This window comes from Elusimicrobiota bacterium (assembly GCA_040757695.1).
Lineage (GTDB): Bacteria > Elusimicrobiota > UBA8919 > UBA8919 > UBA8919 > JBFLWK01.
In genome coordinates this window covers 118,365-141,271 of record JBFLWK010000001.1, presented here as the reverse complement: position 1 = coordinate 141,271, position 22,907 = coordinate 118,365, and the positions used below count along the sequence as shown (strand labels likewise).

Here is a 22,907-nt window from a genome sequence, read left to right as displayed (position 1 = left end):
AAAAATTATGGAATTTGCAGCAACAGTTTTTGTTTATTTTCTAATTCTTATTATTCCAGTAGTCATAATTTTAGAATATACCTCTGAAAAAAACAAACGGATATTTTTAAGGGAACTTTTTTCTACAGAAAATATCCAGAAGCTTTTTGTAAGATACGATTCCAGAATAATTGAGTTAAAAAAAGTTCTAAAAGTTATTGGCTTATTTTTTCTACTATTTGCGCTTACAGGTCCAAAATTTGGTGCAAAACTTGTTAAGATAAAAAAATACGGTGTGGATGTAATAATTGCAATTGATGTTTCAAAAAGTATGCTTGCTAATGATATTCAACCTAACCGACTTGAAAAAGCGAAACTGGAACTTCGCTCACTTATTGATAAACTTTCAGGCAATCGGCTTGGTATTATTGCGTTTGCAGGGAAACCGTTTTTACAGTGTCCGTTAACACTTGATACAGCAAGTTGTAAAATTTTTATGAACTCGCTAACCACTGAACTTATTCCTGTTCCGGGTACCGCAATTGGCGAAGCGATAGATTTAGCAGTAAAAAATTTTGTAAAAGAAGAACGGAAATATAAAGCACTTGTAATTCTAACCGATGGTGAAGACCACGAAAGCGACCCTGTGGCTTCTGCATTAGCAGCAAAAAAAGAAGGTATAAAAATTTTTACAATCGGATTTGGAACAACTCGTGGCGAGTTAATACCTGAACGGGATGAAACAGGGAATGTTGTTGGTTATAGAAAAAATAAAAAAGGTGAAACGATAATGACAAAATTAGATGAAGCAGCTTTACAAAAAATTGCATATCAAACCGATGGCAAGTATTATCAGGCAACTGATGGTGAGATAGAGGTTACGCGGATAGCAGACGATATTTCAGATATGGAGACAAAACAACTTAAAGCACAGAAGTTCGAACGTTATGAAGACAAATTTTATTATTTTGTAGCTATAGGACTGTTTCTTTTATTGGTTGAACTCTTTTTACCCGACGGGTTCAAGAAAAGAGTTTAGTATATGAAATCTGTGGTATTCAGAGAAAAATTCCTATTCGGAGTGAATCTATGGTTGTTTATGTTGGTTTTCTCAACAGGTCTGTATCCATCTGTGAGAAGTAATTTAGGTAAAGGCAACATTGCATTCAAAAAGGAAAAATATGATACTGCACTTGAAAAATACAAACAGGCAGAAACCGAAAAGCCCGATTTACCAGAAACAATGTTTAATCTTGGTAATGTCTATTACAAAACAGGTGCATATGAAGATGCACTAAAAAATTATGAAAAGGCAACATATTCAAAAGATATTAAATTACAGGCAAAAGCATACTACAATATAGGTAATACATTATTCAGATTAGGGAAGCTGCCTGAAGCCATACAACTTTATAAAAAGGCGCTGGAACTTTATCCCGACGATAGCGATGCAAAATTCAATATAGAATTTGTCCAGAAGAAATTGAAAGAGAATATTGACAAAAAGTTGAAACAGCAGGCGAAAAAAGAAGACAAAAAAACAAAGGAACAAGAAAACAAAAAAAAGGAAGAGCAAGATAAAGAAAAAAGCGAAGATAAACAACAGAAAATGTCAAAAGAGGATGCTAAACGACTGCTTGAATCAGCAGGTGAAGAAAAGAGACCTAAAGAAAAAGCGAATGTAAAAATGCCAGTGTTTGGAATGCCCGAAAAGGATTGGTAGATGAAAAAATCAGAAGTCAGAAATCAGAGGTCAGAAGTCAGAAGTCAGAGTCTTTCATCTGTCATCTTTCATCTGTCTTCTGTCTTCTTACTTCTTACTTCTTGCTTCTTACTTCTGTCTTGCCTTTATGCGGATATAAATATCCAGGCAACTGTTGACAGAAACACGGTTAATTTCGGCGAATCAATTACTCTGCAGGTCACCGTCGCCGGCGATGTTGCAAATATCCCTAAACCTGAACTTCCGCCGTTAGCCGATTTTAATGTTTATTCATCAGGCACTTCACAAAATATCTCGTTTGTTAATGGCAGAGTATCGGCATCTATAACATATAATTTTATCCTCTCACCGAATCGTGCTGGGAAATTCGCAATCGGACCTGTAAAATTGACCGTCAGTGGAAAAGATTATACAACTAACCCAATAAATATTGAAGTGTTAAGCGGACAATCGCAGAAACCTGTTGATACTCAACAATTCAAACTTGATGATGAAAAAGCACAAGGACTTTTTGTAACAGCCGAATTGGACAAAAGAAAATGTTTTGTTAATGAAGGAATAACCTATACATTCAGATTTTTTACTTCACGAAATCTGTTTTCAAATCCGGAATATAATCCGCCTAATTTCACCGGTTTTATTGTTGAAGATTTACCACCACAACGAAATTATCAAACAATTATTAACGGTAAAAGATACAATGTTATTGAGATAAAAACAAAATTGTTCCCAACTACCAGCGGAAAATATGCGCTTGGCTCGGCGTCCTTAAAAGCGAGTGTTCAGGATTTTACACGAGACCCGTTTAGCGGTTTTTTTGATGATGATTTTTTTAGAGGGTTTTTTGGTGGTGGCAAATCTGTCGTTGTTCAGTCAAAACCGCTATCTGTTGAGGTTCTACCATTGCCGACTGAAAATAAACCAGCCGATTTTTCAGGTGCTGTAGGCGCTTATAATATCAGCGCTTCTGTTGACAAAAAAGAAATAGAAGCAAACAATCCTGTGACGCTAACTGTTACAATTTCAGGTGAAGGTAATATAAAATCAATTCCGGAGCCGCAATTTCCCAGTATTATCGGTGTAAGAAAATATGATACGATTTCGTCAGTTAATATATCAAAAGCCAACTATAAAGTTACCGGCTCTAAAGTGTTTAAGACAGTACTCGTTCCCGACCGGGCTGGTAATCTGATAATCCCGGAGGTTGTTTTTTCGTATTTTAATCCTGAAAAAAAAGAATACCAGAAACTAAAAACACCAGTAGTTAATCTGAAAGTTTTACCGTCTAAAATATCAGCAGTCCCAACCCTGCCTGTGATTGCTTCCGGTATCAATATTGTCGGTCAGGATATAAGGTTTATAAAAACTGAATTGGACAAAAATATCAGTTGGAAATCTGAAAAAATTATCGCAGATGTATTGCTTGTTTGTTCGGTGTTGGTTTTTTTTGGTAGATTAGGATATAACAGATACAGATTTTTTGTTTCTAAAAATTACGAGTTTATTAGAAGTAAAAAGGCTTTTAAAAAGTTTGAAAAAAACATAAATAAAATTAAACATACTATTGATGTTAAAGAATTTTACGGGACTGTATTTGATTCAGTCGTAGAATATCTTTCTGATAAAACGAGTAGTAATCTGTCAGGCTTTACTTTTAGCGAGATTGAAAATGTATTAGCACAAAAAAATCTTGCTGTAACGGCTATAAAAAAAATTAGAGAACTACTTGAAAATGCTGATTTTATGAGATTTGCACCCTCGGTAGACAAAAATGTTAATTTGGCAACCGAGATAAAAAAAATAAAAAGTATTATTTCCGAGATTGAAAAAGAATGGGAAATATGAAAAAATTACAAATTTTTTTGTTGTTTTTAATCTGCAATCTGCAATCTGCAATCTGCAATCACCTCTATGCTGTTTCAGAAACTGAAATTTTTTCTACCGGCTGCGAGTTTTACAAAAAGAGCAACTATGAAAAAGCACTTGAACAGTTTTTAATAATTGAAAAATCGTATCCGTCTACAAACCTTTTTTATAATCTTGGCAACACCTATTTCCGACTGGGTAGAATTGGTTTAGCAATGGTCTATTATGAAAAAGCAAGAAAAATTTCGCCAGCGGATGACGATGTTAATTATAACATAAAGTTTATTGCACAACTGATAAAAGACCCGGATTACGAGCAATCACTGATTTCAAGGTTTAATATAAACAGGTTAAGATTATTATTTGCGATTTCGTTGTTTAGTTTTGTAGTTGTTATTTCTATAAAATTTGTTTATCCGTTTAAAAAAATGTTTTGGCTGGTTGTTGTATCAGTTTTATTTTTTGGTTTCTTTTCAGCACTCTATTTGATAAAATACCGTCAACAAGCCCGGCAGGAAGCAGTTGTTATCAATACCGCTGAGGTTAGGTCAGGACCTGATACTAATTTCAAGGTTAACTTTACCGTGCCGGAAGGTAAAAAGGTGATACTGTTAGGAACATCAGGCGAGGGGGGCGAGTGGTTAGAGATAGGCGTAAAATCACTCGGTGTTCGTGGCTGGGTAGAAAAAAAATATATTGAAATAATTTGATTGAAAAACTGCTGAAAATTATGTAAAATATCATTACCGAGCATACCCTGATTTCTATGCCACTTTAGTGGCAGTATAGAATAAGCGCTAAGTTTCGTAGAAGTTTCAGTATCGGTGGCACTGTAGTAATGGCAGGGTCTCCCTGCCTGATAGTCCTTATCCAATGATTCTTAGAGAAATTAAAATCAGTAATATAAAAGTTGGTGGTGAGGGTGGGAATCCTGTCGTTTTGATTGCAGGTCCCTGCGTGATTGAAACCGAAAAAAGTACCGCAGATATCGCAGAAAAATTAAAAGAGATTACGCAGAATCTAAAAATTCCATTTATTTTTAAGGCATCATATGATAAAGCAAACCGAACATCAATAAAATCATTCAGAGGTCCCGGGCTTAAAAAAGGGCTTAAGATTCTGGCAAAGGTTAAGCAAAAGTATAATATCCCAATTTTGGTTGATGTTCACTGCACTCACGATGTCCGGTTTGTAGCGGAAGTTGCGGATATAATTCAAATCCCTGCATATTTATGTCGGCAGACAGATTTGATAGTTACCGCCGCAAAAACCAATAAGACGATAAATATAAAGAAAGCACAATTTCTTGCACCAGCCGATATGAAAAATGTGATAGAAAAAATTGAATCTACCGGTAATAGAAAAATTTTGTTAACAGAACGTGGTACCTGTTTCGGTTACAACAATCTTGTAGTTGATTTCCGGTCTGTTGTGATACTGAAAAAGTTTGGTTATCCGGTTGTGTTTGATGCTACGCACAGTGTTCAACTTCCAGGCGGGCTTGGTGATAGAACCGGTGGACAGAAAGAATTTATTCTGCCATTATCAAAAGCGGCTATTGCCGTTGGCGTAGATGCACTTTTTTTAGAAGTCCATCCTGTGCCCGAAAAAGCACTTTCCGACGGCCCCAACTCAATAAAACTATCCGAATTGAAAAATTTTTTGTATGAGGTGCTGAAATGATTAAATGTTATAACTGTCAGATGGAGAACAAGGATTCTGCGAAATTCTGTAAGGGTTGTGGTGTGGATTTGACTTATATCCCGTGGCGACCGAGTTGGAAATGGCACTTAAAAGTTTTAGGAATAATCTATGCTATTGTGATTGTTTTGTTTTTTGTTGCCCGCTTTTTTCTTGATAAGTTTGACCGAAATTTACCAACTTGGGAATCAGAATATCCAATGTATGAAAAGACTGAACCAATGAAAAATGTAAAATGAAAAATGAAAAATTGAAGACTGAAAATAAATTCCATAATTTTACATTTTTAATTTATAATTTTTAGTTACCGTTTTTGGGAGGAAAAATGCGATGTTCAAATTGTGATGCAGAAGTAAGAGAAGGTTCAAGATACTGTGGAAATTGTGGGATGAATTTTGTGCTTACCACAGTAGCGTGGCTTTTAAGAAGAACACTTGCAGGCGCAATTGCGGGCTTAATTGGCTGGATTCTTTGTGCGCGGCTTTTTAATTTTGTCAATTTAGAAATTTCAGAAACCGTCAATGTCATATTAAGAATTATCGTCTCGTCAATATTTATTGGGATTGTTGTTGGCGTATTGGAGAAATCTACTGGCAAAATAATTTCAGGAATTTTGGGCGGGCTTATTGGTGGATTTATAGGCGGAATTATTGCGATATTTATTTTGAAAAACGATGTTCCTATGTGGTTGTTTATACCGGAAAAATCAAGTAATTTAGAGTTTTCGTTATACACTACTGCCAGTAGCGTTGCCTGGTTAATATCAGGTGCGTTTATAGGGCTTTTTACCGCTCAGCGCCGAAAACGGATTTCAGCATTTATCGGCGGTGCGTTAGGTGGTGCGATTGGCGGTGCGGTTGGTTGGGAATTATTTTTGCGGTTAAGATACGAGGCGACTACAACAGGTATGCTGGTAACTTCTGATGCTTTTTCTGGCGCGATTACCGCAGGAATTATATTTTTGTTTTTAGGAATGGCAGAACGGTTCACGCCCGGTGTTGATGAAAAAATTGCTGAAGAAGAAACAGTAATGATATGTGCAATCTGTAACAAAGAGACGCCTGTTAGCGGGTATTGTATCAACTGCGGGAATATTCTGAAAGCACCTCAAATCGCCAGTCCGAGACGCTATGGAGCGCTTTACCGGATCTCAAATGTTTTCCGATTCCTTGCTCGGTTCGTTTTGATTATCGGGCTGATTACAGCGCTTGGTTATTTTGTTATACTGCTTGCTAAAAGTATTTTTAGTTCGCTATTAGCAATGATTGGTATATCTGTGGGCTCGTATATGGTCTTTATTACATTTAATGCAATTGCCGAAACAATTTTATTGTTTTTAGATATAGAAAAAAACACGAGAAAGGCAGGTTAAAGGAAAAAGTGAAAAATTAAAAGATGAAAATTAAAAAAGCAATTCTAAATAAAGCAAAAAAAATAAAATTGATTGCTACAGATGTAGATGGTGTTTTAACTGACGGCAAAATCATTATATTAAACAACGGTGAAGAGATAAAATTCTGGGATACATACGACAGGTTTGCATTTACGCTATTAAAAAAATTTGCTAAAAATATCAAACTCGCCTGGATTACAGGTCGGCAAACACAGCAGGTTGAAAACAGGGCAAAAGAGGTCGGTATTCATTATCTGTATCAGAAATGTATGGATAAAATTTCAGCAATAAACGAGATATTAAAAAAAGAAAATCTAACAATAGATGAAATTGCGTTTATCGGCGATGATTTGGTTGACTTATCTGTAATTTTACAATCTGGTTTTTCTGCATGTCCTGAAAATGCGCCACCGGAAGTAAAAAGCCGGGTTGATTATGTAACAAATGCTGAAAGTGGCAAGGGTGTTTTCAGAGAGGTTGTTGAACTGATTTTTCAGGCACAGGGCATATGGGGCAAAGTTATAAAGTATTATACCACAGATACACAAAAATAAAAACTGAATCAGAACCGACACTGAAGTGTCGTAGAATTTCAGTTCTGGGGTCCCGAACCTGTTCAGGTTATCTTGTTGACGTATTTTTTTCGCTGTGGCTCGCTGTCACTGTGGTTATGCAATTTTCGTGTAGTAGAAAAGTTGAAAAAATTGTTATAAACGATTCGTTTCCTGACCAGGTTGTAAAAAATTTTTCAATAGATAAATATGAACTTGAAAACCAAAAATGGAATTTTGTCGCTGATAGAGGTGATATATACGAAAAAAGAAATAGTATCAATACAAAAAAAATAAAAATGACTTTTTACGAAAACAATAAAAAAATATCGTCTATCATCACAGCGGATAATGCGGGAATGCAGACAAAAACAGGCGATATTCAGGCTTCCGGGAATGTTGTAATTTTTTCGTTATCAAGAGCGACAACAATTTTTACAGAATCAATAAACTATTCTGAAAAAACTGGCAAGGTCTTATCTGATAGCCCTATCCGTCAGGAAAAACAGGATGTGACGATTACAGGTATCGGTTTAGAAGCGAATGCTGACCTATCAGATATAACAATTTTAAAAAATGTCAAAGTAATAAAAAAATGAAGATAAATAAAGTGGTTGAGTGGTTAAGTGGTTATGTGGTTATGTGTCTTTCACTTATTCACTTACTCACTTATTCACTTATTTACTGCCTCTATGCTGGTGAACAGGCAACAATCACCGGTGACCAGATGAAGATACTATCTAAAGGCGAGATTCTTGAATTTATTGGGAATGTAAAATTTACACAGCAGAACCTTACAATCTCTGCGGATAAAATGAAATCAAACGAAAAAACAAGTGTGATTTCAGGCACCGGAAATATCTATATCTGTTATTCCAGTGGCACATCCGTTACATATTCCTGGGGTGATGAAGCAGAATATAACAAAAATAACGGACAGGGTATTTTGAAAAAGAATGTAAAAGTAAAAAGAACATTAAGCCAGAACACAACAGATGTTATTGAATTAAAATGTGAAGAATTAGAGATTTTTGAGTTCGGCGACCGGTTCCATGCAATCCAAAATGTTAAAATTTCTCAATCGGAAACAGAAGCATTCAGTAAGGAAGCATTTTACGACCATAAAACAAACGAAATTTTACTTTTAGGCGGTCCACCAAAAATAGTCAGAACTGATGCCGATGGTGTTTCAGAGTACTCCGGTGACAAAATCGTGCTTGCAGTTGACAAAGAAACAGTTTCTATTATTGGTAATGTAAAAACCAAAATCGTAAGGTAATACATAGATGCAGTTAAAAAATTTGGTAAGCAAAAAAGTACTTGTTGTTGATGATGATGAAAATATTGTAGAACTGTTCAAGCATATTCTTTCAAGAGAAAACCTTACTGTTTTTGTTGCTTACGATGGAACAGAAGCGCTACTGAAAGTTGAAAATCTCAAGCCCGATATAATAATTCTTGATTTGATGTTGCCCAAGCAGGGTGGATTTCAGGTGCTAAAGAATCTTCAGCAAAACGAAACTACAAAAGAAATACCGGTTATGATTATTACCGGTAAATTTACCGACGGAACAACCTACGAGTTCTTAAAGTCGCAGCCGAATGTAAAAGGTTTTTACTCCAAGCCGATAGATATAGCGAACCTTGTTTTAGACATAAAAAAAGTTTTAGAAACCGAAAGGAGGAACAATGTTTAACAAAAAATGGGTTAGAACTGCGGTTACAGTAATTTTAACAGTAGTTGTAATGTATGTTATGATATATCTTGATGTCTGGTTTCGTGCAAGACATTCTTACCAAGAAGCAGAAAAAGCAGCCGCAAATAACGACTGGAAGATGGCATATGTGTGGTATCAAACTGCAGTTGAACAATTTTCACCGCCCAACTCAAAATGGGTAAAAATGTCAAAACAAAAAATGCCACAAGCTAAAGAAAAGTGGAAAGAGGATTTAAGAAAGAAAAAAATCCCGTTTGAAGATTATATGCTGGAATAAAACGCGAAACAAAACCCGAATGAAAACCAAATAATAACACCGAATATAACCGAATATTTGGTTTAATTCGGTTATTATTTGGTTATATTCGTGATGGAGCGAAAGCGAACAATGAAATATGTTATTATAGGAAACAGTGCGGCTGGCGTAACCGCTGCCGAGGTAATAAGGTCAACGGCTAAAAAAAGCGAGATTACGATTATCTCCGATGAGCGATTCGGACCTTATTGTCGCATTTTTACAAGCAGTTATATTGCAGGCGAAATAACAGAAAATGAAATGTTAATGCGACCCCGGAATTTCTATGATGAATTCAAAATCAAGCATTTACTTGGAAAAAAGGTCAAAACACTTTTTGTAAAAGAAAAAAAGATTCAAATTGATGATGGCAAAAAAATTTCTTACGATAAACTGCTAATAGCAACCGGCGCTACACCAACCTTTCCTGATATACCTGGAATAAAACTTAGCGGTGTGTTTGGTTTGAGAACTATTGAAGATGCTAATGCGATAGTTAAACGGATTGCAAAGACAAAAAGAGCAATAATTATCGGTGGTGGGCTTGTTTCTTGCAAAGCAGCTTATTCCTTAATAAAAAGAGGACTAAAAGTAACAATCGTTGTTGCTTCAAATCGGCTGCTTTCACAGATGCTTGATAACGAGGCTTCAGCAATAGTTCAAAAAAAAGCAGAATCATTAGGAATTGAAATAAAATTTAATACTGATGTAAAAGAGATTTTTGGCAAAGAATCTGTATCAGGTGTTATACTTAATGATGGTACGAAAATAATTTGCGAACTTGTAGTTGTCGGTAAAGGAGTGAAGCCCAACATTGATTTTCTTAAAGGTTCAGGTGTAAAAGTTGACCGCGGAGTAATTGTAGATAAATACCTCAATACAAACATCCCGGATATTTTTGCGGCAGGCGATGTTGCACAAGGATGGGATTCACTCTATGAAGATAACCGTATCAATGCTATGTGGCCTAATGCTGTTGTACAGGGAAAAATTGCCGGGCTAAATATGGCAGGTGAAAAAATTAGCTATGAAGGTGGATATGCGATGAATATCGGTGAATTTTTTGGTATCCCTGCGGTTTCTTTTGGTATTTCTCGTCCCAAAGAAGAAGGTTTCAAAGAGGTTGTTGTTAACACGGCAAATAAATATAAAAAATTTGTGCTTAAAGATGATAAATTAGTTGGCTATATCAATGTCGGCGATGTCACAGGCAGCGGGTTTATGAATAACTTAATTCTTTCAGAAAAAGATGTATCAGAAGAAAAATTTGCTGATATCAAACTCCGCAGATATAATATTCCCATTGCGCTAAGAAATCAGTATTTGTGAATATGGGACACAAAAGAAAGGATTTAAGAAGATGAAGAAACGATGTATTTGGACAAATAGAAAAAGTGATAACTTAAAAGAAATTATAGTAAAAGTGCCGAATAGAATTGGTTTAAAACCTCAGGAACGAACGTTTTATATTCTGCCAGAATACGAAAGTAATTTCAGAAGATTTGCAGAATATGTCACAAAATATGCTATTCTTTTCTTGCTACTTGTTCTCGGCTCAATCATTGCAATTATAATTTTTGGAACCGTTGGTATACAAACAGCATTTAATATTACCGTCATATTTCTTGGTGTGTTGACAATATTGTTCCCATTTGCAACACCAGAGACAGTGGCAATGTGTGGAGTAAGAATCTCAATCTGGTTAGCACGCGTCTGCGGGTTACTAGCGATTGGTTGTGGTATACTGTTATTACTCAAATGAAAAAAAAGGCAACTTATTGATAAGAATAATAGAATGATGCGAGGGCAAAGCCCGAAGCAATCTTAATATGGGATTGCCACGGTCACTTTCAGTGCCCTCGCAATGACATTTCAGAGGTGCGCTATGATTGGAGAAAATATGGTTGCTAAACTTGATGAAAAATTTTTTTTGACGGATGCACAGTTAAAAAATGAATTTGCTAAATGTGAATTCTGCGAGGAGAAACCTTGCAAGGATAAATGTCCCTGCGATTGCTCTGCAGCTGATTTCATTATGGCTGCCAGTATTTTTAGCAGTTCAGATATAAAACGGTCTGCGGCACAAATAATGAAAAATAATCCACTCGGTGGTGTGTGCGGGTTGGTCTGTCCTGACCGGTTCTGTATGGCTGCCTGTGTGCATAAAAAATTTGATTCTGCAGTTAATATCCCAGCAGTGCAGGCGACAATTGTAAAAAAAGCAAGAGAGTTAGGCGAAATAGCAGAATTTGTCAAGCCGAAATCAAATGGCAAAAAAGTGGCAATAATAGGTTCAGGTCCTGCTGGGTTAGGTGCTGCGTCACTACTCGGCACACTCGGTTACAAAGTTGATATCTACGAAAAAGAAAAAGTTGCTGGCGGAATGTGTAATCTTATCCCGGAATATCGGCTTACAAAAGAGATGCTTCAAGAAGATATAAAATTTCTAACATCGCTGGGTGATATAAATCTAAAATTGAATTCAGAGATAGAAAATCCGGATACATTGCTTGAAAAAACAGGTGGTTATGATGCAGTTCTCGTAGCAGTCGGGCTTACAGAACCAATCAAATTAGGTATAGAAAATGAAGACCTCGCTATTGTTGGTTTGGATTATTTAAGAAACCCAAAGAAATATAAATTTAAGAGCGAAGCGAATAGTAAAGTTGCAGTGATTGGTGGTGGTGCAACCGCAGCGGATTGTGCGATGATTGCGAAACTAAATGGTGCTACTAATGTTGAAATGATTGCATTAGAAACCGTCGGTGAAATGCCACTTACACCAAAAGAAATGAACGAACTTTTGGAAAACAATATAGAACTGACCGGCAGAACAAAAGTTGGTTCAATTCTTAAAAAAGGTAATGCTATCGCTGGCTTAAAAACAATCAAAGTATCACTACCTAAAGGTGTAAAGTTTAACCTCAAAGACATAAAAGAAATTCCTGATACCGAACAAACCCGAACGGATATATCAACAGTTATAGTAGCAATTGGTGCAAAAGCAAAATTGAATAACACGGATAATCCCACTGTCTTTTATTCAGGTGATTGTATTCAAGGACCAACAACTGTTGTAGAAGCAGTTGCTGCTGGTAAAAACGCAGCATTAGAAATTGATGCATTCGTAAATAATATTAAAAAACCAAAAATTGAGAATAAAGTAAAAAACACAACGGTGCTTAAAGGGTATGTTCATCTGCCTGTTTCACTTGAAACTGACTTTTTTGACAGAAAAATATCATCACCGTTTTTGCTTTCTGCTGCACCACCATCTGACGGTTACGAGCAGATGAAAAAAGGTTATGAAGCCGGCTGGTCTGGTGGGATAATGAAAACCGCATTTGATAATGTCCCAATCCATATCCCTGGTGAATATATGCATCTGTTTAATAATTTAACATATGGAAATTGCGATAATGTTTCAGGTCATCCGCTTGACAGGGTTTGCCGAGAAGTCCAGAAATTAGTTAAAGAATTTCCTGACCGGCTTACAATGGCTTCTACAGGCGGGCCTGTTACATGTAATGATGAAAACGATAAAAAAGGCTGGCAATCAAACACCAAAAAACTTGAAAATGCCGGTGTGATGGGAATTGAATACTCGCTTTCCTGCCCGCAGGGTGGCGATGGAACTGAAGGCGATATCGTCTCGCAGAATGCAGCATTAACTGCCAAAATTATTGACTGGATTATGGAGATAAGTAATCCTGAGATTCCGAAACTTTTCAAATTAACTGCAGCGGTTACCTCAATCGCAGTAATCATCAACGCAATAAAAAAAGTTTTTGCTAAATATCCAAATAAAAAAGCTGGTATTACACTTGCCAATACTTTCCCAACTTTGTGTATTAGACCGGGTAATAAAACAAATTGGGAAGAAGGAATTATTGTCGGGATGAGCGGTGAAGGGGTGTTACCAATAAGTTATTTAACTCTGGCAAATGTTTCACATTTAGGTGTTGCGGTTTCAGGCAATGGTGGACCTATGAATTACAAGGCAGCTTGTAACTTTCTTGCACTTGGCTGTAAAACGGTACAGTTCTGCACAATCGTAATGAAAAACGGGTACTCAATCTTTGACGAACTTGTTAGTGGGACAAGTTACCTGATGAAAGAACGCGGAATAAAATCAATGAAAGAACTAATAGGAATCGCACTGCCAAAGCCGATTACTGATTTTATGGCTCTATCACCGGTAAAAAAAATATCAACCTGTAATACAGATATATGTCTTTCCTGTGGGAACTGCACAAGATGTTCATATCAGGCAATCTCATTTGATAAAGATAAACATCCAGTAACCGACCCGGAAAAATGTATCGGTTGCAGTATCTGTGTTCAAAAATGTTTATCAGGCGCGTTGTCTATGCGAGATCGTACTGCTGAAGAAAAATCCGCATTGAAAGAAGCATAAAACTCATATAATTTTTTGGAGGGATTTTATGGCGCTTTCAGGGCTTGATATTTACAAACATCTGCCAAAAACAAATTGTAAAAAATGTGGATTCCCTACCTGTCTGGCATTTGCAATGGCACTCGCTGGAAAAAAAACTACGCTGGATAAATGTCCGGATGTAACTGAACAGGCAAAACAACTTTTAGAGTCCGCATCGCTTCCACCAATGGCAACAATCACAATTGGCGAAGGTGAAAAAAAAGTAGAAATCGGTGGCGAGACAGTGCTTTTCCGTCATGAAAAAACATTCTATCATCCAACAGCGATTGCTGTATCTGTCGCCGATAACGAGCCCAATCTTTCAACTAAAATAGAAAAAATAAAAAAACTTCAGTTTGAAAGAGTTGGAATGCTGGTTAGCATAGACCTTGTTGCGGTTAAAAATGTTTCAAATGATATATCAAAATTCGCAGATATATCAAAAGAACTTTCTGATAAAATAAAATTGCCTTTAATTCTTATTAGTGAAAATCCGACGGCAATAGATGAGGTGCTGAAAAATATTTCTCAAAAAAAACCACTGATTTATTGTGCAACTGAAAAGCAATCCGAACAAATGTTCGGATTGGCAAAAAAGTATAAAGTACCGATTTGCGTATATGGAGAAAATATTGAAAAACTTGTTTCACTTTCTCAAAAGGCATCTTCATCAGGTATTAAAGATATTGTGCTTGATTGCGGTTCTCGGGAACTATCAAAATGTGTGCAGGATTTTACACAAATCAGACGGCTGGCACTAAAAAAGAATTTTAGACCGCTTGGCTATCCTGTCCTTGCATTTGCCAAAGATATATTTGAAGCGTCAACATATATTACAAAATATGCGAACATACTTGTTGTAGAAACCGATAAAGTTGAAGATATCCTGCCGTTGATTACACTTCGGCTTAATATCTATACTGACCCGCAGAAACCTATAATGATGGAGCCCAAACTTTATACCATTGGCACACCTGATGCTCAATCACCTTTTTTAGTTACAACAAACTTTTCGTTAACATTTTTTACCGTCGTGCCTGAAGTAGAAAACTCAAAAATGCCTGCGTGGCTTCTGGTCTGTGATTCCGATGGTATGTCTGTTTTAACTGCTTGGGCTGCGGATAAGTTTAATGCTGAAATAGTTGATACCTGGATGAAAAAAACGGAAATTGCAAGTAAGGTCTCACATAAAAAAATAATCATTCCCGGATATGTCTCCGTGATGAGCGGGAAATTGGAAGATACTACCGGCTGGCAGGTTCTGGTTGGGCCTAAGGAAGCGTCAGGTATTCCAAAATATCTGAAAACTGTTTGGAAATAATTATGGAAAAATATAAAGACGAGATAGACGCCTTGCTGTTAGAAATAAAAACCAAAATGAAAACTGGTTTTGGTTATACCGAAGAAAAAATAACAAAACCCGGGAAATCTGATACTGATATTCGTGCTTTTGCAGTTGCAACAAATATTAAAAGAATCCTGTCAGATATAGTTAAAGAATTAGAAGACAAACTGATACAATGGTCAGATGAAATACAAAAAATTAAATCGCAACAAATTCAAATAACCCAAAAATTGGCAGAAGCAGAGACAAAAGTTAAAGAGATAGAAATACCATACAAACAGGAAATCACAGAGTTAATGACAAAAATTAAACATAAAGATATTGAAATCCAGAATCTCAAAACCCAGATTTTTGAAAATAACAAGCACTGGCAGGATGTATTTCAACTAAAAGAAGAAGAAATTAGGAAACTGGATAGACAGCGGGAAGAAATCCGAGTTGAAGCATTAGGGAAAATCAGAACTCGTGAAAAAGAGTTACAAGATAATTTTGATAAAGAGAAGGACTCACTGATAGATAAATTTGTTCAAAAAGAGAACCGCTGGCAGGAAGGTCTGCAGAACAGACAGCAAGAAATTGATGAACTACGCAAAGAATTAAACGAAACACATAAAAATCTCGGTATTATAATAAAAGAAAAAAGTGTGTTAGAAACAGAAATGTTACAGCAGAATTTTCAACTTCAAACCGAGTTGCAGAAAAAAGAGCAAACAATAAAATTACTGAACGACAAATTACAAATGGTTGAAATAGAGAGTTCGCAGTTAAAAAAAGAGTTTGAAAAAGAGAAAAGCTCGCTTATACAGGGTTTTGACGAAAAAGAAAAACAATTACAGACAGAATTAAACCGAGAGAAAAACGACTTGAACAGATTAGGTGCAATAATTTTAGCCGAGCGTGAGAAATATGATAGAGAAAAAGATGTAATTAATGACCAGTTTCAAGGGACGGTTCAACAGAAAGAACAGGAAATAGAAACATTAAAAAAACAGATAAAAGAAGTGCGTGAGACATTTAATAAAACATTAGAAGAACATGATAGAGATTGGCAGTTAAAAACGAACAAATTAGAGCAACAACGGGCAGAGTTAGATTTAGAACTAGTGCAAAAGGTTTCGCAATGGTGTGTAGAGCATGAAGCGAAAGAGAAAGAAATAAGCAATTTAAGCAAACGGATAGTAGAATTAGGGCAAGAGAATCAGACACTTTTACAGGAATTTAAGGAAAACGACGAACGCTGGCGAAAAGGGTTTGAAGAGAAAAAACAAACAATAGATGAGTTACGGAGTGAAATCAGTAAACTAAAAAAGACAATAGAAGAAAATATCAAACAAAAAGGTGAATTAGGAACCGAGATATTACAGAAAGATACACAGTTACAAATTGAACTTCAGAAACGAGACCAGATGCTCAAAACATTAGAAAACCAATTAAAAGAGTTAGAAACAACAGTAGAAAATAAAGAGGTAGAAATCTATACTCTGAAAAATCAAATGCTTGAAAATAATAGTCAGTTGGTTGCCAAACTTAACCTTAAAGAAGACGAAATAAAAAAATTAGAAACAGAAATGTTACAGCAGACCTTCCAACTTCAAACTGAGTTGCAAAAAAAAGACCTGACAATAAAACTGCTCAATGAGCAATTACAATCAAAAGATACCATCGTGCAGAGTTTTGAACAGAAGATAAAACAATTACAACAGGAAATAAAACATACCGACGAGGATTTAAACAAATTGGGCGGGATAATTTTGGTTGAACGAGAAAAAGCAACACAGTATCAAATAGAGAAAGAGGAAAAGGAACGAATAATAAATAGTTTCAAAAACAGAATAGATAATAATGAAAAAGAAAAATTAGCACTTATACAGGAGTTCAAGCAAAACGACGAACACTGGCGAAAAGAGTTTGAAGAAAAAAAGCAGACAATAAATGAATTAAGAGCAGAAATAAACAGATTAAAGAGTGTTGTAGAAAAAGATGTAACACAACAGAATGAATTAGAAGCAGTAATAATCCAGAAAGATGCTAATTGGCAAATTGAAATAGAAAAGCGCGAACAACTTCTCAAAACGGTTAAAGAACAATTACAGATAGAGCAAATGCAAATAATAAAACTGCGAGAATCCGCGAATGTTGAGAAGCAAAAATTTGAGCAAATGCTTATAAATCAACAGGCAGAAAACGAGAAACATATTGAAAAAACGAAACAGAAAGAACAGGAACTTCTAAACCGGCTCTCGCAGGTTGAAACCGAAACGGAAATATTACACAAGAAAATGAATGATGAGCGAATCTCACTGAATGAAAAGATATTTAATCTACAGCAAGAAAAACAACAGATACTACAAGAAAAAACTAATGAAATAGAAAAACTTGTCCGGCAAGGAATAGAGGAACAGAAAAAGATATTAAATAAGAAAATTGAGGAGTTAGAAAGCCAAACAGCATCACTTAAAAAACAAATAATGTTGACTGAAACAAACTGGCAGATTAAATATCAAACAGTACTTAAAGAAAACGAGATGTTAAAAAAACGACTGTTAGAATGGCAGGTAAAACAACAGGAAGAAGCCAAAAAAAAGGGTGATGTGGAGGGTAAGAAAAAAAACATATTTGATAAACTGTTCGGCGATTAAAAATTGCCGAATTACAAGAATTCAAAAAGTTTTGGTATTGAATACCATGTCCTGTACAATAAAGTTTTTGCCGTATAATAAAGAAATAACAGTTCCCGCTGAAACTGATTTGCTTACTGCTGCAATGATGGCAGGTATCCAGATTTATAACTCCTGCGGTGGCGAGGGTATTTGTGGCAGATGCAAGATAAAAATTACAAAAGGGCAGGTAATAAGTGATTCTGCAATCCTGTCTGATAAAGAAAAAAAAGACGGCTATGTCCTTGCCTGTAGAACAGTTTGTAAAGAAGATGATGGTGATATTGAAGTTTTTATCCCGGAAGAAACCCGTGTTGAAAAACCAGAAATTTTAACCCAAATTTATACACCTGCAGAAACCGCTAGAATTGAACCTGCTGTTTTTGAAGAAAAAGTGTTTGAATACAACCCGCTTTCAACCAAACTGTTTCTGAAACTACCGAAACCATCTTTAGATGATTCAACTGCTGACCTTGAACGGTTATTTAGAGAGATAAAAAAATCTAATATCATTAACCCTGTAATGCAGATGGGACTCGCTAATATAAAAAAATTGCCCGCACTTTTAAGATCACAGCCTCCATCCGATTTCCAAATCACTGTTACAGTCGGTAACCGGAATGGCACAACCGAAGTCGTGCTTGTTGAACCTGGCAATACATCTAAAAAAAATTTTGGTGTTGCAGTTGATATCGGAACTACTACAATCGTTTCGTATCTTGTTAATTTGAACACACAAGAGATTATCTCTGCGAAAGCAACCTATAACCCCCAGATTTCGTTTGGTGAAGATGTGATTACAAGAATAATTCAAGCGGGTCAACTTTCAGGACTTGACCGACTGCACCACACAGTTGTTGAGGTAATCAACGACCTTATTATTTCACATATTATTGAAAATAAAATACCACTTAACGATATAAACTGTATTGTCTGCGCAGGTAATACTACAATGATTCACTTGCTTCTAAAAGTTGACCCGTCAAATATCCGGCGGTCACCATATATACCTGTTGCAAACAATTTTCCTGTGCTCCGTGCTGCTGAGGTAGGTATAAAAATAAATCCAAGAGGGTTACTGGCAACTCTACCGAATATAGCATCATATATTGGTGGCGATATTACCGCCGGTGTCTTGGCAAGCGGTCTCGCTAATTTTTCACAACTTACACTTTTTGTTGATTTAGGTACCAATGGCGAAGTTGTGCTCGGTAACAAAGATTTTTTGGTATGTTGCTCTACATCTGCAGGACCTTGTTTTGAAGGTGGCGGGATAAAACACGGTATCCGAGCACAAGCAGGTGCGATAGAGAAATTCAAAATCCAAGCTCCAAGCCAGTCAGAACCAGAATTCAAAATTGAAACAATCGGTAACGAAAAACCAGTCGGTATCTGCGGCGCAGGGATAATTTCTGTTGTCGCTGAGCTTTTTACAAATGGCGTGATAGACAAATCCGGCAATTTTATAGAAACTGCGGTTCTCTCATCAAAGTATTTAAGAAAAACCGAAGATGAATTTGAGTTTTTTATCACCCCAAACATTTCAATAACTCAGGCGGATATAAAAAACCTGATTCATTCTAAAGGTGCGATTTTTACTGGCTGTGAACTGTTGCTAAAAAAAATGGGGGTTTCTTTCCACCAACTTGCACGGGTCATTATTGCAGGTGGGCTTGGAAATGCGCTTGATATTGAGAAATCAATAACACTCGGGCTATTGCCGGATTTGCCAAAAGAAAGATTTATATTCATCGGGAATGGTTCAATAACGGGTGCTAAAATGTGCCTGCTATCACAAAATGCAATGAAAAAAGCCCAAGAGATTGCACAAAAAATGACCTATATCGATTTAAGTGCTGACCCAGAATTTATGAATAATTATACCGCAGCCCTGTTTTTACCACATACAAATATGGAACTATTCCCGTCAGTAAGAATGGCGGGAAGGAGGAAGTAGGAAATGGTTTTAACTACTTTCTACCTGTCTCGCCCTGTCTTGCCGGCAGGCAGGTTTAGTACTGGTAACAAGTAAATTTTGCTGAAATTTGTAGTCGTGAATTTTCGATTTACGAATAAATAGTGATTAAAAACTTGATTTTAGGAGTTTAAATCTTAACAGAGTTCTGTTTGAGAATGTAAGCAAATGCTTACATTTGAATATTGGTCGTCGGTAATTTTTGATTTTTCAATTAGCCCAAATGGTCTAATTGAAATTTAGGATTTAGAATTTACTGTTATATCAGGAGTTACAATGGAGCAGGTTCTTGAAAAATGGCAAGGAAAAATTTATGAACTGACAATCGGCGCTATAAAAGAGGAAGGTGGAACACGGACTAAAAAAATCAAAATAGGTGGTAGCAATACACTGCCGTTCCTTTTTTTTGAAGGACAAATCCCTAATCTACCTGCAGTTGCTATGGAGGTCTGGGATGTTGAGCCAACTGATTGGCCTGATATTCTTAAAAATGAGTATGGTGATGTTTTGGAAAATCCAGTACAGTGGGCTAAAAAATGCGAGCAACTCGGTGCTGATTTGATATGTTTGCGATTAGAAAGTGCAAACCCAGACGGTAAAAACGCGGATGCATCTGAAGTAGCAAAAACAGTAAAAGATGTTTTGGCTGTTACTTCGGTTCCTTTAATAATCGTCGGCTGTGGGAATAATGAGAAAGACTCGTTGATTATTATGGATATAAGCCAGGCAGCAAAAGGTGAAAACTGCTTGTTCGGTATGGCAACCAAAGAAAATCATAAAACATTCGTTGCCGCTGCGCAGGCAGGTGGACATTCTTTAATTGCAGAGACACCGCTTGATATAAATCTTGAAAAACAGTTAAATATTTTGATTACCGATATAGGATTTTCAGCAGACAGAATTGTTATTCATCCTTCAACGGGTGGACTTGGTTACGGGTTTGAGTACTGCTATTCTATAATTGAACGAACACGGCTTGCTGCACTTGTGAATGACAAAATGATGGCACAACCAGTAATTACATTCATTGGTCAGGAAACATGGAAAACTAAAGAATGTAAAGCAGACGAAACCGAAAAGCCCGAGTGGGGAAATCTTGAAACAAGAGGTATTAACTGGGAAATCATAACTGCCTGCGGGTATATTCAAGCCGGCAGCGATATTCTCGTTATGAACCACCCTGCTGCAGTTAAAGAAATTAAAAATTATATTCACAAATTAATGCACTCCTGTCCGCAATGAGGAAGTGTAACCAAACTTATATTAAATTTAGAATTTAGAATTTAAAATTTGCCATTAATTTGGAGGGTGTATGAAACAGTTTTTAATCTGTGTAGTTTGTGTTGTGGGTTTGTGTAATTTTTTATTAGCCAAAAAAGTTGGTATGGTTAATTTAGATTCACTGCCCAAAACTATTTCACCTAATCAAGACGGGCTTTATGAAAAAACAAGATTTGTTACATCTGTTGATGTTGGCAAGATAAAGAAATGGGCACTTGAAATAAAGAACGATATAGGTGTTCCGGTAAAAACATTTTCAGGCGAAGAAACAATTCCAACTGTATTGGAATGGGATGGAACTGATGACAAAAATGCGGTTATGCCTGACGGTAAATATGTCTGCGTTATGACTATTGATGGCAAATATCCTGCACGGTCTAATGAACTCTGGCTAAATGTTGATACGATTGAACCTTTTGCTGGTATTTCCGTATCAACATTTGGTATATCGCCCAATAACGATAGTGTGGATGATTTTTGTGATTGTACTTTTATTGCCGACGACCCTTCTGGAATTTCACTCTGGCAGTTGTCAATTGTCAATTCTAAAGGGATAGATGTCATCTCTATGAAAGGAACAACAGATGTACCGAAAAATTTCAAATGGGATGGTAAAGACGATTATTACAAAAATGTCGTTCCAAATGATGTCTACAAAATAAAGTTGACCATATACGATGCTGCTGGGAATAAAGCGGAAGCCGAACCAGTTGAAGTAGTGGTTAATGTGCCTGAAAAAGTGGTAGTGCAGGAAGTAAAAACGATTGCGGTAAAAGAAGAGAAAAGAGGGCTGGTTGTGAATCTTGCCTCGTCAGTACTTTTTGATTCTGGTAAATCCGAATTAAAACCAACCGCTTTTACTCCACTGAACGAGGTTGTAAAGCTTATGCAGGATTATCCGGAAAACAAGGTTTTGATTGAGGGACATACTGATAGTTATGGTAGTAATGCATATAATAAAAAATTATCTGAAAAAAGGGCACAGGCGGTCTATAATATGTTAATCACAAAATATGATGTTGATAAAAGTCGTCTTCAAGTGATTGGTTATGGTGAAGAAAAACCAATCGCAGACAATAAAACTGCCGATGGCCGCGAACAGAACAGGCGGGTTGAAATAATAATCTTGAAAAAATAATGACAGGTATTAAGAAGTTTTTTTTAGCGTTCTTTTTAATACTGTTTTTTGTAATAGGTACTTCTATAGTTTTGGTAAAATTTTTTCTGCCATCAAAAGTACTAAAAAATTATGCTCAATTATGGATTTCAGAAATCATCGGCGGTAAAACAGAAATTAAAGAAGTATCGGCTAGTTTTCGTGGGTTTATATTAAACAATATAAAAATTATTTTTCCTGACAAATCCGATATAGTAATTAAAAAGGTAATAATTTCACCCATTTTTTTCCCTTTAGTCAGAAAACAGTTAACATTTAATAAAATAGAAATAATAAATCCTGTAATTCAGATAACAAAAGGTTTTAATTTAAACAAAAAATTTGTTTCACCGGGTTATACTCTACTAATAGGCGAACTGGTGGTTGAAAACGGCAGAATTGATTGGGCAAAACTTGACACCATCACCAATTTACACGGGATTATCAAAAATGTTTCATTTAACCGTTCTTTACCAATACAATTTTCGTTTAATGTCAATGATATTCCCGCTATGCTAAAAGCAGAATATAATTTTACAAAACAACAACTCCGGATACAAGAATTAGTTTTTAATAGTACCAAAAAAAATCTAGCTGTTACTGGGATTATTAAAAAATTATTTAATTTAAGTGAAATGAGTTTTAACCTGTATGCTAGAGGCAATGGTGAGTTGTTCAACAATATTTTTTTAGCCAGTTTATACAAGACAAAAATAGTAGTTTTTAAAAAAGCAAATATCAACTTAAACATTTATGGAGATCTGAAAAATTTAGAAATTAAAAATGAGAATCACTGAAAGCACTGAAAATACTGAAAAATGGCTACGAA

Annotated in this window: 21 protein-coding genes; all 21 read left to right on the top strand. The window is 35.9% G+C overall.

Annotation, left to right across the window (positions count from 1 at the left end; all coding sequences use genetic code 11):
• Window positions 1–7: 7 nt before the first annotated feature.
• The 21 genes from AB1349_00395 (at window position 8) to AB1349_00295 (ending at window position 22,875) form a co-directional block, all read left to right on the top strand.
• Complete coding sequence (locus tag AB1349_00395) at window positions 8–1,018, top strand: VWA domain-containing protein (GenBank protein MEW6555795.1); 1,011 nt, start codon at window positions 8–10, stop codon at window positions 1,016–1,018.
• A gap of 3 nt (window positions 1,019–1,021) precedes the next feature.
• Complete coding sequence (locus AB1349_00390; protein MEW6555794.1) at window positions 1,022–1,702, top strand: tetratricopeptide repeat protein; 681 nt, start codon at window positions 1,022–1,024, stop codon at window positions 1,700–1,702.
• Window positions 1,703–3,547 (top strand): BatD family protein, encoded by a 1,845-nt coding sequence (locus AB1349_00385; GenBank protein MEW6555793.1) that lies wholly within the window; start codon window positions 1,703–1,705, stop codon window positions 3,545–3,547. It abuts the gene before it with no gap.
• Complete coding sequence (locus AB1349_00380; GenBank protein ID MEW6555792.1) at window positions 3,544–4,278, top strand: tetratricopeptide repeat protein; 735 nt, start codon at window positions 3,544–3,546, stop codon at window positions 4,276–4,278. The genes AB1349_00385 and AB1349_00380 overlap by 4 nt, the downstream gene beginning before the upstream one ends.
• A 166-nt stretch (window positions 4,279–4,444) precedes the next feature.
• Window positions 4,445–5,251, top strand: coding sequence for a 3-deoxy-8-phosphooctulonate synthase (gene kdsA / locus AB1349_00375; protein MEW6555791.1), 807 nt, complete (start codon window positions 4,445–4,447; stop codon window positions 5,249–5,251).
• Entirely contained in the window at window positions 5,248–5,508 is a 261-nt protein-coding gene (locus AB1349_00370) for a hypothetical protein (GenBank protein ID MEW6555790.1), read from the top strand. The genes kdsA and AB1349_00370 overlap by 4 nt, the downstream gene beginning before the upstream one ends.
• A gap of 86 nt (window positions 5,509–5,594) precedes the next feature.
• Complete coding sequence (locus AB1349_00365) at window positions 5,595–6,641, top strand: zinc ribbon domain-containing protein (protein ID MEW6555789.1); 1,047 nt, start codon at window positions 5,595–5,597, stop codon at window positions 6,639–6,641.
• 23 nt (window positions 6,642–6,664) lie between these two features.
• Window positions 6,665–7,216 (top strand): HAD hydrolase family protein, encoded by a 552-nt coding sequence (locus AB1349_00360; protein MEW6555788.1) that lies wholly within the window; start codon window positions 6,665–6,667, stop codon window positions 7,214–7,216.
• Complete coding sequence (gene lptC, locus AB1349_00355; GenBank protein ID MEW6555787.1) at window positions 7,171–7,812, top strand: LPS export ABC transporter periplasmic protein LptC; 642 nt, start codon at window positions 7,171–7,173, stop codon at window positions 7,810–7,812. The genes AB1349_00360 and lptC overlap by 46 nt, the downstream gene beginning before the upstream one ends.
• The gene (locus tag AB1349_00350; GenBank protein ID MEW6555786.1) at window positions 7,809–8,492 is read left to right on the top strand and encodes an LptA/OstA family protein; all 684 of its coding nucleotides are present in this window, start codon (window positions 7,809–7,811) and stop codon (window positions 8,490–8,492) included. Before lptC ends, AB1349_00350 begins: the two co-directional genes overlap by 4 nt.
• 7 nt (window positions 8,493–8,499) lie before the next feature.
• Window positions 8,500–8,910, top strand: a complete 411-nt coding sequence (locus AB1349_00345) for a response regulator (protein MEW6555785.1) — start codon at window positions 8,500–8,502, stop codon at window positions 8,908–8,910.
• Window positions 8,903–9,208 carry a hypothetical protein gene (locus tag AB1349_00340; protein MEW6555784.1) on the top strand — a complete coding sequence of 102 codons (306 nt, stop codon included), beginning with the start codon at window positions 8,903–8,905 and terminating at the stop codon, window positions 9,206–9,208. The genes AB1349_00345 and AB1349_00340 overlap by 8 nt, the downstream gene beginning before the upstream one ends.
• Window positions 9,209–9,319: 111 nt before the next feature.
• Entirely contained in the window at window positions 9,320–10,555 is a 1,236-nt protein-coding gene (locus tag AB1349_00335) for an FAD-dependent oxidoreductase (GenBank protein ID MEW6555783.1), read from the top strand.
• A 31-nt stretch (window positions 10,556–10,586) separates the two neighbouring features.
• On the top strand, window positions 10,587–10,988 hold the full coding sequence (locus AB1349_00330) for a hypothetical protein (protein ID MEW6555782.1): 402 nt from the start codon (window positions 10,587–10,589) through the stop codon (window positions 10,986–10,988).
• Window positions 10,989–11,111: 123 nt separating this feature from the next.
• Complete coding sequence (locus AB1349_00325) at window positions 11,112–13,643, top strand: FAD-dependent oxidoreductase (protein MEW6555781.1); 2,532 nt, start codon at window positions 11,112–11,114, stop codon at window positions 13,641–13,643.
• Between the two features lie 28 nt (window positions 13,644–13,671).
• Window positions 13,672–14,985, top strand: coding sequence for an acetyl-CoA decarbonylase/synthase complex subunit gamma (gene acsC / locus AB1349_00320; GenBank protein ID MEW6555780.1), 1,314 nt, complete (start codon window positions 13,672–13,674; stop codon window positions 14,983–14,985).
• A gap of 2 nt (window positions 14,986–14,987) precedes the next feature.
• On the top strand, window positions 14,988–17,648 hold the full coding sequence (locus AB1349_00315; GenBank protein MEW6555779.1) for a hypothetical protein: 2,661 nt from the start codon (window positions 14,988–14,990) through the stop codon (window positions 17,646–17,648).
• A 46-nt stretch (window positions 17,649–17,694) separates the two neighbouring features.
• Complete coding sequence (locus AB1349_00310) at window positions 17,695–19,623, top strand: ASKHA domain-containing protein (protein ID MEW6555778.1); 1,929 nt, start codon at window positions 17,695–17,697, stop codon at window positions 19,621–19,623.
• Between the two features lie 294 nt (window positions 19,624–19,917).
• Entirely contained in the window at window positions 19,918–20,883 is a 966-nt protein-coding gene (locus AB1349_00305; GenBank protein MEW6555777.1) for an acetyl-CoA decarbonylase/synthase complex subunit delta, read from the top strand.
• Window positions 20,884–20,953: 70 nt separating this feature from the next.
• The gene (locus tag AB1349_00300; protein ID MEW6555776.1) at window positions 20,954–22,060 is read left to right on the top strand and encodes an OmpA family protein; all 1,107 of its coding nucleotides are present in this window, start codon (window positions 20,954–20,956) and stop codon (window positions 22,058–22,060) included.
• On the top strand, window positions 22,060–22,875 hold the full coding sequence (locus tag AB1349_00295) for a hypothetical protein (protein MEW6555775.1): 816 nt from the start codon (window positions 22,060–22,062) through the stop codon (window positions 22,873–22,875). Before AB1349_00300 ends, AB1349_00295 begins: the two co-directional genes overlap by 1 nt.
• Window positions 22,876–22,907 lie beyond the last annotated feature (32 nt).

What these genes read in the sequence shown, in the direction of transcription:
- AB1349_00365 (MEW6555789.1), top strand. Translation starts at nt 5,595, where the DNA reads ATGCGATGTTCAAATTGTGATGCAGAAGTAAGAGAAGGTTCAAGATAC.
- AB1349_00310 (MEW6555778.1), top strand. Translation starts at nt 17,695, where the DNA reads ATGTCCTGTACAATAAAGTTTTTGCCGTATAATAAAGAAATAACAGTT.
- AB1349_00305 (MEW6555777.1), top strand. Translation starts at nt 19,918, where the DNA reads ATGGAGCAGGTTCTTGAAAAATGGCAAGGAAAAATTTATGAACTGACA.
- AB1349_00360 (MEW6555788.1), top strand. Translation starts at nt 6,665, where the DNA reads ATGAAAATTAAAAAAGCAATTCTAAATAAAGCAAAAAAAATAAAATTG.
- AB1349_00295 (MEW6555775.1), top strand. Translation starts at nt 22,060, where the DNA reads ATGACAGGTATTAAGAAGTTTTTTTTAGCGTTCTTTTTAATACTGTTT.
- AB1349_00330 (MEW6555782.1), top strand. Translation starts at nt 10,587, where the DNA reads ATGAAGAAACGATGTATTTGGACAAATAGAAAAAGTGATAACTTAAAA.
- acsC (MEW6555780.1), top strand. Translation starts at nt 13,672, where the DNA reads ATGGCGCTTTCAGGGCTTGATATTTACAAACATCTGCCAAAAACAAAT.
- AB1349_00340 (MEW6555784.1), top strand. Translation starts at nt 8,903, where the DNA reads ATGTTTAACAAAAAATGGGTTAGAACTGCGGTTACAGTAATTTTAACA.
- AB1349_00395 (MEW6555795.1), top strand. Translation starts at nt 8, where the DNA reads ATGGAATTTGCAGCAACAGTTTTTGTTTATTTTCTAATTCTTATTATT.
- AB1349_00385 (MEW6555793.1), top strand. Translation starts at nt 1,703, where the DNA reads ATGAAAAAATCAGAAGTCAGAAATCAGAGGTCAGAAGTCAGAAGTCAG.
- AB1349_00345 (MEW6555785.1), top strand. Translation starts at nt 8,500, where the DNA reads ATGCAGTTAAAAAATTTGGTAAGCAAAAAAGTACTTGTTGTTGATGAT.
- AB1349_00335 (MEW6555783.1), top strand. Translation starts at nt 9,320, where the DNA reads ATGAAATATGTTATTATAGGAAACAGTGCGGCTGGCGTAACCGCTGCC.
- AB1349_00380 (MEW6555792.1), top strand. Translation starts at nt 3,544, where the DNA reads ATGAAAAAATTACAAATTTTTTTGTTGTTTTTAATCTGCAATCTGCAA.
- AB1349_00315 (MEW6555779.1), top strand. Translation starts at nt 14,988, where the DNA reads ATGGAAAAATATAAAGACGAGATAGACGCCTTGCTGTTAGAAATAAAA.
- AB1349_00350 (MEW6555786.1), top strand. Translation starts at nt 7,809, where the DNA reads ATGAAGATAAATAAAGTGGTTGAGTGGTTAAGTGGTTATGTGGTTATG.
- AB1349_00390 (MEW6555794.1), top strand. Translation starts at nt 1,022, where the DNA reads ATGAAATCTGTGGTATTCAGAGAAAAATTCCTATTCGGAGTGAATCTA.
- AB1349_00300 (MEW6555776.1), top strand. Translation starts at nt 20,954, where the DNA reads ATGAAACAGTTTTTAATCTGTGTAGTTTGTGTTGTGGGTTTGTGTAAT.
- AB1349_00325 (MEW6555781.1), top strand. Translation starts at nt 11,112, where the DNA reads ATGATTGGAGAAAATATGGTTGCTAAACTTGATGAAAAATTTTTTTTG.
- lptC (MEW6555787.1), top strand. Translation starts at nt 7,171, where the DNA reads ATGGGGCAAAGTTATAAAGTATTATACCACAGATACACAAAAATAAAA.
- AB1349_00370 (MEW6555790.1), top strand. Translation starts at nt 5,248, where the DNA reads ATGATTAAATGTTATAACTGTCAGATGGAGAACAAGGATTCTGCGAAA.